General features: G+C 67.0%; 14 protein-coding genes. 5 read left to right on the top strand and 9 right to left on the bottom strand.

What is annotated here, in order from left to right; translation table 11 throughout:
* Positions 1 to 76 precede the first annotated feature (76 nt).
* From ACXAJT_RS16870 to ACXAJT_RS16850, 5 genes are all read right to left on the bottom strand, one after another.
* Positions 77 to 1,045: an ABC transporter substrate-binding protein gene (locus ACXAJT_RS16870; RefSeq protein ID WP_475237116.1), complete on the bottom strand. Its 969-nt coding sequence runs from the start codon at positions 1,043 to 1,045 to the stop codon at positions 77 to 79.
* Positions 1,046 to 1,070: 25 nt separating this feature from the next.
* Positions 1,071 to 2,162, bottom strand: a complete 1,092-nt coding sequence (locus ACXAJT_RS16865) for an ABC transporter ATP-binding protein (RefSeq protein WP_475237115.1) — start codon at positions 2,160 to 2,162, stop codon at positions 1,071 to 1,073.
* A gap of 182 nt (positions 2,163 to 2,344) precedes the next feature.
* Complete coding sequence (uraH, locus tag ACXAJT_RS16860) at positions 2,345 to 2,698, bottom strand: hydroxyisourate hydrolase (protein ID WP_475237113.1); 354 nt, start codon at positions 2,696 to 2,698, stop codon at positions 2,345 to 2,347.
* A 95-nt stretch (positions 2,699 to 2,793) separates the two neighbouring features.
* Positions 2,794 to 3,777, bottom strand: a complete 984-nt coding sequence (locus tag ACXAJT_RS16855; RefSeq protein WP_475237110.1) for a type I glyceraldehyde-3-phosphate dehydrogenase — start codon at positions 3,775 to 3,777, stop codon at positions 2,794 to 2,796.
* A 295-nt stretch (positions 3,778 to 4,072) separates the two neighbouring features.
* On the bottom strand, positions 4,073 to 4,918 hold the full coding sequence (locus ACXAJT_RS16850) for a helix-turn-helix domain-containing protein (RefSeq protein WP_475237108.1): 846 nt from the start codon (positions 4,916 to 4,918) through the stop codon (positions 4,073 to 4,075).
* A gap of 90 nt (positions 4,919 to 5,008) precedes the next feature.
* Between ACXAJT_RS16850 and pobA the strand changes: the two genes are divergently transcribed.
* The 5 genes from pobA to ACXAJT_RS16825 all read left to right on the top strand — a co-directional run bounded on the left by pobA (position 5,009) and on the right by ACXAJT_RS16825 (position 9,632).
* Positions 5,009 to 6,178 (top strand): 4-hydroxybenzoate 3-monooxygenase, encoded by a 1,170-nt coding sequence (gene pobA, locus ACXAJT_RS16845; RefSeq protein ID WP_475237106.1) that lies wholly within the window; start codon positions 5,009 to 5,011, stop codon positions 6,176 to 6,178.
* Positions 6,179 to 6,338: 160 nt separating this feature from the next.
* Positions 6,339 to 7,046 (top strand): ABC transporter permease, encoded by a 708-nt coding sequence (locus ACXAJT_RS16840; protein ID WP_475237105.1) that lies wholly within the window; start codon positions 6,339 to 6,341, stop codon positions 7,044 to 7,046.
* 8 nt (positions 7,047 to 7,054) lie between these two features.
* Positions 7,055 to 7,822, top strand: coding sequence for an ATP-binding cassette domain-containing protein (locus ACXAJT_RS16835; RefSeq protein WP_475237104.1), 768 nt, complete (start codon positions 7,055 to 7,057; stop codon positions 7,820 to 7,822).
* 53 nt (positions 7,823 to 7,875) lie between these two features.
* Complete coding sequence (locus ACXAJT_RS16830) at positions 7,876 to 8,697, top strand: ABC transporter substrate-binding protein (protein WP_475237102.1); 822 nt, start codon at positions 7,876 to 7,878, stop codon at positions 8,695 to 8,697.
* A gap of 47 nt (positions 8,698 to 8,744) precedes the next feature.
* Complete coding sequence (locus tag ACXAJT_RS16825) at positions 8,745 to 9,632, top strand: substrate-binding domain-containing protein (protein ID WP_475237101.1); 888 nt, start codon at positions 8,745 to 8,747, stop codon at positions 9,630 to 9,632.
* Here ACXAJT_RS16825 and ACXAJT_RS16820 read toward each other — a convergent pair.
* From ACXAJT_RS16820 to ACXAJT_RS16805, 4 genes are read right to left on the bottom strand one after another with little or no spacing between them, the layout of a single operon-like run.
* Positions 9,629 to 10,882 (bottom strand): lytic murein transglycosylase, encoded by a 1,254-nt coding sequence (locus tag ACXAJT_RS16820; RefSeq protein ID WP_475237099.1) that lies wholly within the window; start codon positions 10,880 to 10,882, stop codon positions 9,629 to 9,631. The two genes, ACXAJT_RS16825 and ACXAJT_RS16820, sit on opposite strands and share 4 nt — an antisense overlap.
* A 30-nt stretch (positions 10,883 to 10,912) precedes the next feature.
* On the bottom strand, positions 10,913 to 12,289 hold the full coding sequence (locus ACXAJT_RS16815) for a sigma-54-dependent transcriptional regulator (RefSeq protein WP_475237096.1): 1,377 nt from the start codon (positions 12,287 to 12,289) through the stop codon (positions 10,913 to 10,915).
* Between the two features lie 7 nt (positions 12,290 to 12,296).
* Positions 12,297 to 12,428, bottom strand: a complete 132-nt coding sequence (locus ACXAJT_RS16810; RefSeq protein WP_475237094.1) for a hypothetical protein — start codon at positions 12,426 to 12,428, stop codon at positions 12,297 to 12,299.
* Between the two features lie 6 nt (positions 12,429 to 12,434).
* Positions 12,435 to 13,736, bottom strand: a complete 1,302-nt coding sequence (locus tag ACXAJT_RS16805; RefSeq protein ID WP_475237093.1) for a c-type cytochrome — start codon at positions 13,734 to 13,736, stop codon at positions 12,435 to 12,437.
* Positions 13,737 to 13,739: the final 3 nt, after the last annotated feature.

Raw genomic sequence — 13,739 nt, 5'->3', positions numbered from 1 at the left:
TTCCCCGGCGAGGGCCCGGAGCAGTCGGCGCGCCCGAGGAGGGCGCGCCGTTTGGTCTTGTATGAGGGTCACGCGATCAGAGCCCGAAGATGTCGGCGAACTGCGCGCGCACCGCGTCATTGGTCTCGACCGCAGCGTCGGCGTTGTAGCCCAGCAGCTTCATGTCCTCGATGCGCGGGTAGCCCTCGGGACCTTCGACGCCGGGCAGGATCGGCAGGTTGCCCTGTTCGGCCACCAGCTCCTGACCTTCGCGGCTGAGCAGGAAGTCGATGAACAGCTTGGCCGCCTCGGGCTGGTCGGTGCCCGCCATGATCGCCGCGGGCTCGGTGATGAAGCTGACGCCGTCTTCGGGGGCGATGTAGTCGATCGGCGAGCCGTCGGCCTTGGCGCGCAGGGTGTTGGCGTCGACGATGATGGCGTATTTCGCCATGCCCGAGGCCACGGCCTTGGTGGCCGGACCGTTGCCGCCTTCGGGCACGATGTCCAGATCGTTGAGGCCCTCGTAGAACTCCCAGCCGATGCCTTCGGCGTTGATCAGCGCGTGCAGGTGGTTCAGCGCGGCGCCCGAATAAAGCGGCGAGGGCACGGCAATCTGGCCGCGGTTCTCTTCGACCAGCAGGTCCATCCAGCTGCTGACCGGCTCGGCGATCTCGGTGTTGTAGGCGATGCCGGTGGTGATCGCCTTGGTGCCGAAGAAGGTCATGTCGGGATCGTAGGTGGCGGCGTCGTAGTCGGCGACGGGTGCGTCTTCATAGGCCATCAGGTGGCCGCCGGCCTTCAGCTCGCCAAGGTTGATGACATCGGCCACCAGCAGCACGTCGGGCTGCACGTTGCCGGCTTCGATCTCGGCGCGCATCACGTTCATCAGCGCCGAGGTGCCGTTGCGGGTCCATTCGACGGTGATGTCGGGGTGGGCGGCTTCAAAGGCGTCGACGGTCTGCTGGGCCTGTTCCGGCGCCTGGCTGGTGTAGAGCGTCAGCGTGGTGTCGGCGAAAGCGGCGCTGGAGAGCAGCGACGCGGCGAGGGAGAGGGTGAGAAAACGCATGTTCGGTGTCCCTGTGATTGCGTGTTCAGATCGGGTGAGAGGAGGAGGTGGCCGGATCGGGAATGACCCAGCCGTCGCGCAGGGCGAGCGAGATCCGCTGCCCGCGGCTCAGCGAGGCGGGCGCGGCAATGTTCACGGACAGCGGGATGTTGCCAGCCGGGCCAGCCATGACCTCGGCGCGCAGATAGGCGCCGCGATAGGTGGCGCGGGTGACATGGCCTTCGAGGCCGCTGGCGGCCTCGGTCAAGGCAAGGTCGCCGGGGTGGAACGAGATTTTGGCGCGGCGACGGGGCGTCTCACCGGGGGCGCAGCGCAACTCGATGGGCTGGCCGAGCAGCGAGGCGGCAGCGCGGCCGTCTCCGAGCGGGCGAATGTCTTCGGCCTCGATCACCCGGCCTTCGCCGATGAAGCCGGCGACGGTCTCGCTCTGCGGCTGGCTGAACAGCGCCTCGGGGCGGTCGAACTGCAGGATGCGGCCCTTGTCCATGACGGCGACGCGGTCAGCGAGGGCCAGCGCCTCGGACTGGTCGTGGGTGATGTAGAACATGGTGGCGCCGGAGCGGGCGTGGAAGGCGGCGAATTCATCCTCCAGCGCGCCGCGCAGGTGCACATCGAGATTGGCCAGCGGCTCGTCGAGCAAGACAACGCGGCTTTCCATCGCGAGGCAGCGGGCGAGGGCGACCCGCTGGCGCTGGCCGCCCGAAAGGTCGGCGGGGCGGCGGTTGGCGAGCGGGCCGAGTTCGACCAGATCGAGCACACGCGCAACGCGGGAATTTCTCTCCGACTTGGGAATGCCCGAGATTTTCAGCCCGTAGGCAACGTTCTGCGCCACGGTCATATGCGGCCAGAGCGCGTAGTTCTGAAACACCACGCCGATGCCGCGATGCTCGGGGGCGAGGTGCTGGCCGGGGCTCGAAACCGTCTCGCCGCCGATCTCGATGTGCCCAGCGTTCAGTTTTTCAAACCCCGCAAGGCAGCGCAGCAGGGTGGTCTTGCCGCAGCCCGACGGGCCGAGAACGGCGACAAACTCGCCGGCCTCGATGCTCAGCGAGACCTGACGTAGCACCTGTGTCTGACCGTAGTTCTTGTCGATCTGGCTGATGCGGATATCGCTCAAGGTTTGCTCCGTCGCGGGCTCGTGTTGCAGGGCTGCACAGGTGTGCAGTCTTGCGGCGATCTCTGGAGATCGGGTGCGACAGAGCGGCGACAGGGGCATGACAGATCGGTGAAAACCTCCGCCCAAAAGGAAAACGGCACCCCGAAAGGGTGCCGTTTCGATGCGTTGCGAGGCTTTGCGGCTTAGCTGCCGCGGTAGGTGGAGTAGCCGAAGGGCGAAAGCAGCAGCGGCACGTGGTAATGCGCGGCCTCGGACATGCCGAAGCGGATCGGAACCACGTCCAGAAAGCGCGGCTCTTCCGGCGGCGTGCCGCAGGCGTCGAGGTAGGCCCCGGCGTGGAACACCAACTCATAAGTGCCGAGCGCGAATTCCGCGGCGGGCAGGATCTGTTCGTCGGTGCGCCCGTCGTCATTGGTGACCAGCGTCTTCAGAAGGCTCCGGCTGTCGCCCTCGATCCGGTAGAGCTCGATCTTCAGCCCCTCGGCGGGGCAGCCGCGCGCGGTGTCGAGCACATGGGTGGTGAGGTATCCGGTCATCGAAGGTCTCCATATCCTGTCCGCGCCATTCTGGCACAAGCGCCCGCGCGGTAAAGGCCCGCCGGGCCGAGACAGTTTCTGGCAGAATTTGAAGATCAGGCGGCGGCGAGGCGCCGCGTCATGTCGAGCATCCGCGCCGAGAAGCCCCATTCGTTGTCGTACCAGCCAAAGAGCCGCAGCTGTCCGCCTTCGATCACGCGGGTCTCGCGCGTGGAGAGCACCAGAGACTCGGGGCGCGCGCGCAGGTCGGTCGAGACGCAGGGGTCGGCGGTAAGCCCGACCAGCGGCGAGCCATTGAACATCTCGGCCAGCGCGGCATTTGCATCGTCCGGCATCTGACGCAGTTGCAGCACCGCATCCACCGCCGAGACGGAGATACAGGGCACCCGAACCGCGGTCACGCTGAGGCGCCCGTCGAGGCCGGGCAGCACTTTGATCACCTGTTTCGCGGCGCTGGTGCTGGTGGGAACCATCGACACGGCGGCGGCGCGGCTGCGCTCGTAGCTGGCTCCGGGCGCGTCCACCGTGGGCTGGCTGCCGGTGTAGCAGTGGATCGTTGTTACATGCGCGCGGGCGATGCCGAAGCGCGCCTCGATCGCCTGCAACATCGGGGCGATGGCATTGGTGGTGCAGGAGGCGTTGGAGACGATCCGTGCGTCGCCGATCTGATCCTCGTTGGCCCCCAGCACGCAGGTCACATCTGCCGCCTCCGACGGGCCGGACAGCAGCACCTTGCGCGCCCCCGCCATCAGCCCGGCCTCGGCGTGGGGGCGGTTCGACGCCGCACCGGTGCATTCCAGAACCACATCGACGTGGCTCAGATCCAGCTCGCGCAGATCGCGGGTGGTGTGGAAGGGGATGCGCCTGCCGTCGACGATCAGCGCGCCGGGTTCTTCGGTGACGCTGCCGGGGTAGGGGCCGAAGACGCTGTCATAGCGGAAGAGATAGGCGCACATCTCGGGCGCGGCGATGTCGTTGATCGCCACAAGTTCGAGGTCGGCATGCGCAGGATCAGTGAGCAACTGGCGCAGCAGGGTGCGGCCGATGCGGCCGAAGCCGTTGATCATGATGCGGGTCATGGGGTGCCTCCACGGAACTTGAACGGCGCAAGCGATACGCCTTTGCGCCTCGGGGTCAAGCGGGGGAGGTAAGACGGGAGCCGGGCGAGCGCCTGCCCGTTGGATGGCGCCGCAAGGTTGGAGGTGGGCGCTTTATGCTCGCCGCGTCCGAGTGACCTCCGAGCGCCGTACTGCGATGAAAAGCGCCAGCCCGCCGGGACGGCGTCGCCCATTGGGCTCGAACCGATGGCGCCACACTGGACGACCGCTCGCCTGGCGGCTTCGCCTTGATTCCGGGCGGGCAGGTCCGCCCGGCTTATCCCACAAAACGGGCGCGGTAGGCGCTGGGGCTCTGGCCACGCAGCGCGCGGAAGCGGCGCGAGAAATAGGCCGGGTCGGAGAACCCCAGCCGATAGCCGATCTCGGCGACCGGGATTTGCGTGAAGGCGAGCATTCGGCTCGCTTCGGTCATCACCTTGCCCTCGATATAGCGCGAGGCACTGAGCCCTGTGGCGGCGTGGCACAGGCGGGTGAGATGGCCGGGCGTGATCGACAGCGTGGTGGCGTAATCGCCGGCGCGCCAGCCCTCGGCCATGTGCTGTGCGATCAGCCGGTCGAACGCCTGCATTCTTGTGCTGCCGGTGGCGCTTTCAGCCTCGGGCGGGGCGAGCGCGCTGATCTCGGCGAGGATCGCGTGGGAGAGCGCGACCAGAAGGTTGGCGCGGAACGGCCCGGGCTCGGAGAATGCGGCGCGCAGCTCGCGTGCGAGCGCCTCGAGCCGCGCCGAGGCGTCGCCGATCACCGGCCGCGAAAGATGCGCCGACAGCGCGGCAGAGCTTGGGCGCATCGCTGCGAGCACTGGGGCGGGAAACGACAGGACGAGCCCCTCGCTCAGCCGGGTAAACTCGAACGCATGCACGATCCGTACCGGGATAAGCAGGAACTGCCCGTCGTCCAATGCCCGTGTCTGCCCGTCGATCTGCACCTCGGCATGGCCCTTGTGCATGAAGAAGACCTGCGTGATCTCGGCGTGCCTGTGCGGCGTAATCACCCAGTCATGCAGGCGCGCGCGGTCCCAGATGCGTTCGCAATGCACGGTATCGGGAAAGCCGCCGGTCTCTCCGAAAAGGTCGAACAGGGGGATCGAGGGATGCTGCGTCATGCACGAATAGTACCAGCCATTGCGCGGCGCGTCTATTCGCGCCCGGTGGCGCGGGGCCTAGGGTAGCGGCGAAAGATGGGAGGAACATGCATGAAAACCGACGTCGTGATCATCGGCGGGGGGCCGTCGGGCCTGCTGCTGTCGCAGTTGCTGAACCGCGCCGGGGTCGAGACCATCGTGCTGGAACGGTCGAGCCGCGAGCACGTGCTGTCGCGCATCCGGGCGGGCATCCTCGAATGGGGCACGGTCGAGTTGCTGCGCGAGGCGGGCGTGGGCGCGCGCATGGATGCCGAGGGTATCCCGCATGACGGCACCTATCTCACCGACGCCGAACTGATGGTGCACATCGACTTCAAGGCGCTCACCGGCAAGCAGGTCATGGTCTATGGCCAGACCGAGGTGACGCAGGACCTCTATGCCGCGCAGGACGCCATGGGCACGCGCATCGTGCATGGTGTCGAGGATGTGACCATCCACGATCTCGAGGCCTCGGAAGCGGCGGTGGAATATACGCTCGACGGCCAGCGCCACCGCATCGCCTGCGCCTATGTGGCGGGATGCGACGGCTTTCACGGGGTCAGCCGGACCACGATCCCCGAAGAGAAGCGCCGCGAGTTCGAGCGGGTTTACCCGTTTGGCTGGCTGGGGATCCTGTCGCGCACGCCGCCGGTACATGACGAGCTGATCTACGCCAACTCGCCGCATGGCTTCGCGCTGGCCTCGATGCGCAACGAGAACCTCGTGCGCTACTACGTGCAGGTGCCGCTGTCGGATAAGGTCGAGGACTGGTCGGACGAGCGCTTCTGGACCGAGTTCAAGCGCCGCATCCCGTCGGAGGCCGCCGCCAAGCTGATCACCGGCCCGTCGATCGAGAAATCCATCGCGCCGCTGCGCAGCTTCGTGTCCGAGCCGCTGCGCTGGGGCCGGCTGTTCCTTGTCGGCGACGCCGCGCATATCGTGCCGCCGACCGGGGCGAAGGGTCTGAATCTTGCGGTGTCCGACGTCTATTACCTGCATCAAGGTCTGATCGACGCGGTGAAACACGGCAAAGAGACCGGCATTGAGGGCTATTCCGAGCGCGCGCTGGCGCGGATCTGGAAGGCCATGCGCTTCAGTTGGCAGATGACCACCATGCTGCACCGCTTTGAGGGCGAGGACAATTTCGCCGAGGAAATGCGCCGGGCCACGCTGCTGCATCTGTCGGACTCGGAAACAGCGCGCAGGGACCTTGCAGAGAACTACGTCGGCCTGCCGCTCTGAGGCGGTTTCAGGCTTATCCGGAAATTTTGCAGTTCCCTCGCGTGCAGGGCCCGTTCCTCGGAACGGGCCTTATTTCATTCATGCTATTGACGAAGCTTGCGTCCTGCGCGAGAGGGTGCATAGTCATTATGGCGCAAAATTTCCGCAGGGAGAGTAAATTTTGCAAGATATCGGGGAGGCCTTCCGTCTGGCGCTCTCGCTGGTGCTGTCCGGCGAGGCCGATCTTTATGAGATCGTCGGTCTGTCGCTGCGGGTCAGCCTCAGCGCGACGTTGCTGGCCTGCGCCATCGGTCTGCCGATCGGGGCGCTGATCGCGGTCAGCCGGTTCCGGGGGCGGGGCGTCGTGCTGGTGGTGATGAACGCGCTGATGGGGCTGCCGCCGGTGGTCGTCGGCCTGCTTGTCTATCTCTATCTCTCGCGCTCGGGTCCGCTGGGGTTTCTGGGCCTGCTCTATACGCCCGGCGCGATGATCGCCGCGCAGACCATCCTCATCGTGCCCATCGTCGCTGCGCTGTCGCGGCAGCAGCTGGAGGATCTGCATGCGGAATACGCCGAGCAGTTCCGCTCGCTGTGCCTGAGCCGTTGGCAGAGCATCACCACCCTGCTCTGGGATGGGCGTTACGCGCTGCTGACCGTGGCTTTGGCGGGCTTTGGTCGCGCCGTGGCCGAGGTTGGCGCGGTGATCATCGTCGGCGGCAACATCGATCACCTGACCCGGGTGATGACCACCGCCATCGCGCTGGAGACTTCGAAGGGCGATCTGCCGCTGGCGCTGGCGCTGGGGATCGTCCTGCTGGTGCTGGCGCTGGGAGTGAATGCCGCGGTGCAAACGCTGCGAATGACCGCCACCCGGCAGGCCTATGCGTGAGATGAGACATGTCTGATCTACAAATCACCGCCGTACCGCCGATGCCCCGCGCCCGCGCTGCCGCGGGCTACCCCGCGCCGCTGCTGCCGCTGCGAGTGCGGGGGCTGCGGCTCGAGGTCGATGGCGCGCCGCTTCTGGATGGCGTTGATCTGTCGCTGATGCCGGGCGGCTGCACGGTCATCATGGGGCCAAATGGCGCCGGCAAGAGCCTCCTGCTCAAGGCGCTGCACGGGCTGCTGGCCCCCACCGCCGGCGAGATCATCTGGAACGGAACGCCCGCGGCGGAAGCGACCGGACGGCAGGCGCTGGTCTTTCAAAAGCCGGTGCTGCTGCGTCGCTCGGTCGCCGCGAATATGGATTTTGTTCTCAAGGCGCGCGGCGGCGATCGCCGCCGCCGCGACAAGCTGCTGGATGACGTGGGCCTGCTGCACAAGGCGCGCCAGCCCGCGCGGCTGCTGTCGGGCGGCGAAGCGCAGCGGCTCGCGTTGGCGCGGGCGCTGGTGACCAACCCCGAGGTGCTGTTCCTTGATGAGCCCACCGCCAGCCTCGATCCCGCCTCGGTTCTGGTGATCGAGCGCATCGTGTCAGAGGCGCGGTCTCGCGGCACCCGCATCGTCTTTGTCACCCATGATGCCGGACAGGCGCGGCGCATGGCCGATGAGGTCGTCTTCCTGCATCGTGGGCGCGTCGCCGAGCACAGCCGCGCCGCAGAGTTCTTTCCCGAGCCGCGAAGCCAAGTGGCGCGGGATTACCTCGCCGGGCGGATCGTTCTCTGATCCCGGCGAAGCTTCACCAGTTTTTTGATGACCAAGGCAAAAGGAAGCCACTGATGAAATTTGCCAAACTGATCGCCTCCACCGCGCTGACCCTCGGCCTTGCCGGCGGTGCCTTCGCGCAGGAGCAGTCGATCATCGTGCAGTCCACCACCTCGACCGCGAACTCGGGGCTCTATGACTACCTGCTGCCGATCTACACCGGCGAAAGCGGCATCACCGTCAACGTGGTGGCCGTGGGCACCGGGCAGGCGATCAAGAACGCCGAGAACTGCGACGGCGATCTGCTACTGGTCCACGCCAAACCGTCGGAAGAGAAATTCGTCGAAGCGGGCTTCGGCACCGAGCGCACGGACCTGATGTACAATGACTTCGTCATCGTCGGCCCGGAAAGCGATCCGGCGGGCGTGAACGGCATGTCCGACGTCGAGGCGGCGCTGACCAAGATCTCCGAGGCAGGCGCGCTCTTTGCCTCGCGCGGCGATGATAGCGGCACCCACAAGAAAGAGGTGGCGCTGTGGAAGGCCGCGGGTGTCGATCCCACCGCCGCGTCGGGTGAGTGGTACCGCGAGACCGGCTCGGGCATGGGCGCGACACTGAACGCGGGCATCGGCATGGGTGCTTACGTGATGACCGACCGCGCCACTTGGATCAGCTTCCAGAATAAGCAGGACTACGCCGTGGAGGTTGAAGGCGACGAGGATCTGTTCAACCAGTATGGCGTGATCCCGGTGAACCCGGAAAAATGCCCCTCGGTGAACATCGATGCGGCGCAGGATTTCGCAGACTGGCTGCTTTCCGAGGATGGTCAGGCGGTGATTGCCGACTATGAGGTCGACGGCCAGCAGCTGTTCTTCCCCAACGCCCCGCAGAACTGATAGGGTCCGGGGGCGGCACATCGCCGCCCCCATCACGACAGACCCGAATGACCGACCTGCAGACCCCGCCGCACCAATATCTCACCGTTCGCGAACTGGCCGATCTGCTGCGCCTGAAAGAGCGCAAGGTCTACGATCTTGCCGCGTCGGGCGAGGTGCCCTGTTCGCGCGCCACCGGAAAATTGCTGTTCCCCGCCGATGAGATCCGGGCATGGATCGAAGGCGCGCAAAGCGGTGGGTTTGCGGCCCCGCGCGCGCCGCGGCCGGGCGTCTTTCTGGGCAGTCACGATCCGCTGCTCGACTGGGCGATCCGCCAGTCGCGCTGCGGCCTTGCCACCTATTTCGACGGCTCGCAGGACGGGCTGACCCGGTTCGCTGCGCGCGAGGGCGTGGCCAGCGGTCTGCATGTGCGCGCGCCCGATGGCAGTTGGAACCTCGCCGCTGCGCGGGCCGCCGCCGACGGGCAGGACGTGGTGCTGATCGGGTTCGCCGCGCGCCGCCGCGGGCTGGTGCTGCGCGAGGCGGGCCCGGTACCGCAGGGGCTTGCCGATCTGTCCGGCCTGCGCGTCGCGCCGCGGCAGGAGGGATCGGGCACGGCGGTGCTGCTGCGTGATCTGGCGCAGGAGGCGGGCGTCGATCTGGCCAATCTTAGCTTTACCGCCACCGAGCGCACCGAGGACGACGCTGTGCAGAGCGTGCGGCGCGGCGAGGCGGATGTGACCTTCGGCCTCGAGTCGGTGGCGCGCAGCTACGGTCTGCGCTTCGTGCCGGTGATCGAGGAGCGGTTCGACCTGCTGCTCGACCGGCGCGCTTACTTCGAGCCGGCGCTGCAGCGTCTGCTGGCATTCTGCCGCTCCGCGCCCTTCGTGAGCCGCGCCGAGAGCCTCGGCGGCTACGATCTGTCGCGGTTTGGCGAGGTGGTCTGGAACGCCTAGCGCAGCGCCGCCTCGGGGAAGCAGGTGGCGGCGCGGCCCTGCGCCTCTTGCCAGCGCCCGATCGAGCGGCGGGTCTTGAAGCCCGGCAGCCCATCGGCGCCGCCGACGTCGTGGCCCATCCGCTCCAGCGCGCGCTGCATGGTCGCCACGTCCGAACGGTAGAGCCCGCCGACGGCGCCCCAGCGCGCGGCGAAATCGCCAACGCCATAGTCGATGCGATCGCCCACGTGCCCGACGAAGAGCGCGTAGAGGTCGCTCATATTGTAATCCTTCAGAACATAGAAGTTCGGCGTCACCACGAAGGCGGGGCCGTGCCGTCCGGCGGGCATCAGCAGAAAGCCTTCGCCGCGCCGCTCATGCTCGGGGAAGGGACGGCCCGAGATGCGGGTGATGCCGAGCTTCTCCCAGTCGGCGATGCGGCGCCCCTGATCGGGCCCCTCGAGCGTGCAGGAGACCGAGGCCGGCACCCGCACCTCGAAACCCCAGTCGCGCCCGGTCTGCCAGCCGTGCTTTGCCAGATAGGTGCCGATCGAGGCGATGGTGTCTGCCTCAGAACGCCAGATGTCGGCATGGCCGTCACCATTGCCGTCGGCGGCGTACTTCAGGAAATTCGAGGGCATGAATTGCGGCTGACCCAGCGCCCCGGCCCAAGAGCTCTTCATCGCTCCGGCGGGCGCGTGTCCGGCCTGCGCGATCTGCAGCGCGGCGATGAGCTCTTCTGTGAAATAGTCCGCGCGGGTGGACATGAAGCCCTTGGTGCCCAGCACTTCGAAGGCATTGTGCGGGATCGACACGCGGCCATAGCCGCTCTCACGGCCCCAGATGCCGAGGATGATGCGGCCCGGCACGCCCGTGGCCCGTTCGGTTGCGGCGAGGGCGCTGGCGTGCCGCTGTGCCATCTGCCGCCCGACGCGGGTGGCGCCGTCAATGGCACCGCGGCTGAAGTATTTCGAGGGCTGGCCGAACTCGGCCTGTCGTTGTCTCTTTGGGGTCTGCGGTGTGGTTCCGGGCGGCACCAGATCGGGCAGATCCCAGTTCAGCGACACGCCAGAAAACGCCGCCTCGAAGGTTCCGCGCGAGACGCCCTTGCGCGACGCTTGCGGCCAGACAGTCTGCTCCAGCCAGCCACGGAACTGCCGTTCGACAGCGGCGCGATCCAACGCGGCTGCCGGGACGGCGGCCAGAACCAACCATAGCAGCGCGCCCGCGCAGAGGCGCCCGAGGTTACGGGGGTGGATACGTTGAATCATGGACCTGCTCCGCCCGGTGTTTGCCCAAGCCTAGCGCAGTGGCTGCGGCGGCGAAATGCTCTCTTCGCCCCATTGCGCCATCTTGCGGTCGATGGTCTTGCGCGAGACCCCCAGCCGCCGCGCCGCTTCGGCCCGATTGCCATCGCAGAGATCGACCATGTGCAGGATGTGACGTTGCACAACGAGATCGAGATCCTCGATCGCTTGCACCCCGGTGACCGATCCGGCCCCTGCGAACTCCTCGGGGAAGCCGCCGAGGATCACCGAGCGTTCGATCAGGTTGCGCAGTTCGCGCACGTTGCCGGGCCAGTCGTAGCGCCGCAGTTTGAGCAGGGTTTCTTCGTCCAGCGCCAGACCGGGCATCCCCAGCGCCTGACTGAACTGCTTGGTGAACAGCGCCGCCAGTTCGAGGATATCGTCCGAGCGGTCGTGCAGCGGCGGCATCTCGACGGTCAGCACGTTGATCCGGTGGTAAAGATCGGCGCGGAACCGCCCCTGCGCCACCATCTGCGGCAGGTCGGCGTTGGTGGCGAACAGGAAGCGCAGGTTGAGGGGCAGTTCGCGCTCGGCCCCGGCGGGCCGGATGCGCTGGTCTTCGAGCACACGCAGCAGCGCCGCCTGCAGCGGTTCCGGCATCTGCGCCACTTCGTCAAGGAACAGCGTGCCGCCATCGGCGAGCAGCAGCAGCCCAGGCTTCAGCCGCTCGCCGCCTTCGAGTCTGCCGAACAGTTCCTGCACCATGCGATCCGGCGCGATGGCCGCGCAGTTGACCGGAACGAAGGGTTTCTCGGCGCGGTCCGAAAGCTGGTGCAAATGCCGCGCGGCCAGTTCCTTGCCGGTGCCGCTGGCGCCGGTGAAAAGCACCGGGGTGGGCAGCGGTGCCAGCTTGGCCAGCATGGCACGCACCGCCACCATCACCTCGGATTTGCCGATCAGCTTGCCTTGAAAATTCCCGGTGCGCAGTTCCCGCCGCAGCAGCGTGTTGTCGCGGCGCAAGTACTTGCGGTCGAGCGTACGCGCCACGGCGCCGAGGATCTGGTTGGCGCGGAAAGGTTTGAGGACAAAGTCGCTGACCCCGGCGCGCAGCGCGGTGATCGCTGTATCAAGGTCGGCGTAGGCGGTGATCAGGATGGTGTCGCCGAAGAAACCCTTGCGTTGCTGCTCGGCCAGCCAGTCGAGCCCGGTTGTCTTCGGCATCACGTTGTCGAGGATCACCAGATCGAAATGCGCCGCGTCGAGCTTTTGCGTCGCCTCCTGCGCCGAGGCGGCCTCTTCCACTCGCTGTACGCGGGGGCCCAGCATCTTGACCAGAAAGTTGCGCATGCCCGGCTCGTCGTCGACCACGAGGATCGAGGCACCGGCCAGCGTCGGGCCGTAGTCGTCGGTGGAGGCGTCGTTCGGCGTCATGCGCGGCTCAGTGGTCGTCGAGCCGGGCGTTGGAGGTGGAGTAGACCTCGGCCGAGGTGAAGCCGATCTCGTGCAGGCCGAAATAGGCCACGATGCCGATGACGATGATGGCGGCAAAGCCGGTGAACATGGCTTTCATAAGCGGTCACTTTCCTTTGGTGGGCTGATCCGTGGTCGCCCGTTTGAGATAGTCTATCAGGTCGGCCCGGTCATCGCTGCCCGCGATCACCTGCATGGGCATCTTCGAGCCGGGAATGTAGTGATCTGGCCCCTGATCGAACAGCGCGTCGATCGTGGTCTCATCCCAGACGATGCCCGAGCCGTCCAGCGTGGCGGAGTAGCTATAGCTCGGCACGGTGCCGGCGGCGCGCCCGAAGACGCCATGCAGGGTCGGGCCGGCCTTGCGCGACGGCCCGGGGGTGAGGGCGTGGCAGATCGAGCATTTGCGCATGAACTGCCGCTCGCCGTTGGGCATGGTTTCGGCATCACGCAAGAAGCTGCGCGCGCCGGAAATACCGGGTTCGAAGGCGTCGAGCATCTCGACCGGCCATGAATAGGCGATATCATCCAGCCCCCCGGCGTGGATCACGCTGCCGTCGTTCGAGAAGGCCAGCGCCCAGACCGGCCCCTGACGGGTGGCGCGGAAATCGCGGGTGATTTGCCAGTCTTGCGTGTCGACGATCATGATAAAGCCTTCGCCATCGCCCACCGCCAGTTGATGGCTGGCGGGGTGATGGGCCATAGACAGGATCGGCCTGCGCTCCAACGTCAGATCGGCAAGCTGGGCGCCGGTCTCAAGATCGACCACGCGCGTGCCGCCATCCACCGCGCCATAGGCGATCCAGTCCGCGCCAAGGGCGATGCGGTTGATGCCAAAGCCGTGCTGGGCCAGCGGCACCGGGGCGGTGCCATCCGGCGGATAGCGCAGCAGCGCGCCGCTCATCGTGCCCGCGAAAAGCGTCCCGTCCTCGGCAAAGGCCAGCGCGTTGACCCCGGAGCCGGGCGAGGGCAGGTCGACGCCTTCATCCCCTGCCAGCGGCCAGAGCCGGATCGTGCCATCCCAGCTGCCGCTGGCCACCGAGGCGCCATCCGGCGCGACTGCAAGCGCGGCAACCTTGCCCTGATGATGGCCCAGAACCCGCGCGGCGTCGCCCCAGACCCGCACCGCGAAATCGTCGCCGCCCGAGACCAGCGTGCCACCCGGCCCATAGGCCAGCGCGGTCACCGCCGCCGCGTGACCGTCGAGCCAGCGCGGCGTGGTGCCGTCCCAGAGGCCGACCGAATTGTCGAAACTGCCCGTCGCCAGCTTGCCCGAGGGCGAAACGGCGATGGCCATGATCGGACCGCCGTGCCCCTTGAGCGTGTTGAACCCGGTCGTGCCTTCGCCCTGCGCCGCCAGCGAGGTGGCGCAGAGCGTCAGGACAAGGACAAAGGCCAGCCGGCCCATGGG

The organism is Salipiger sp. ABF4_146 (assembly GCF_056161345.1).
The sequence above is the reverse complement of the archived record's forward strand: the minus strand, read 5'-3'. Positions and strand labels throughout refer to the sequence as shown.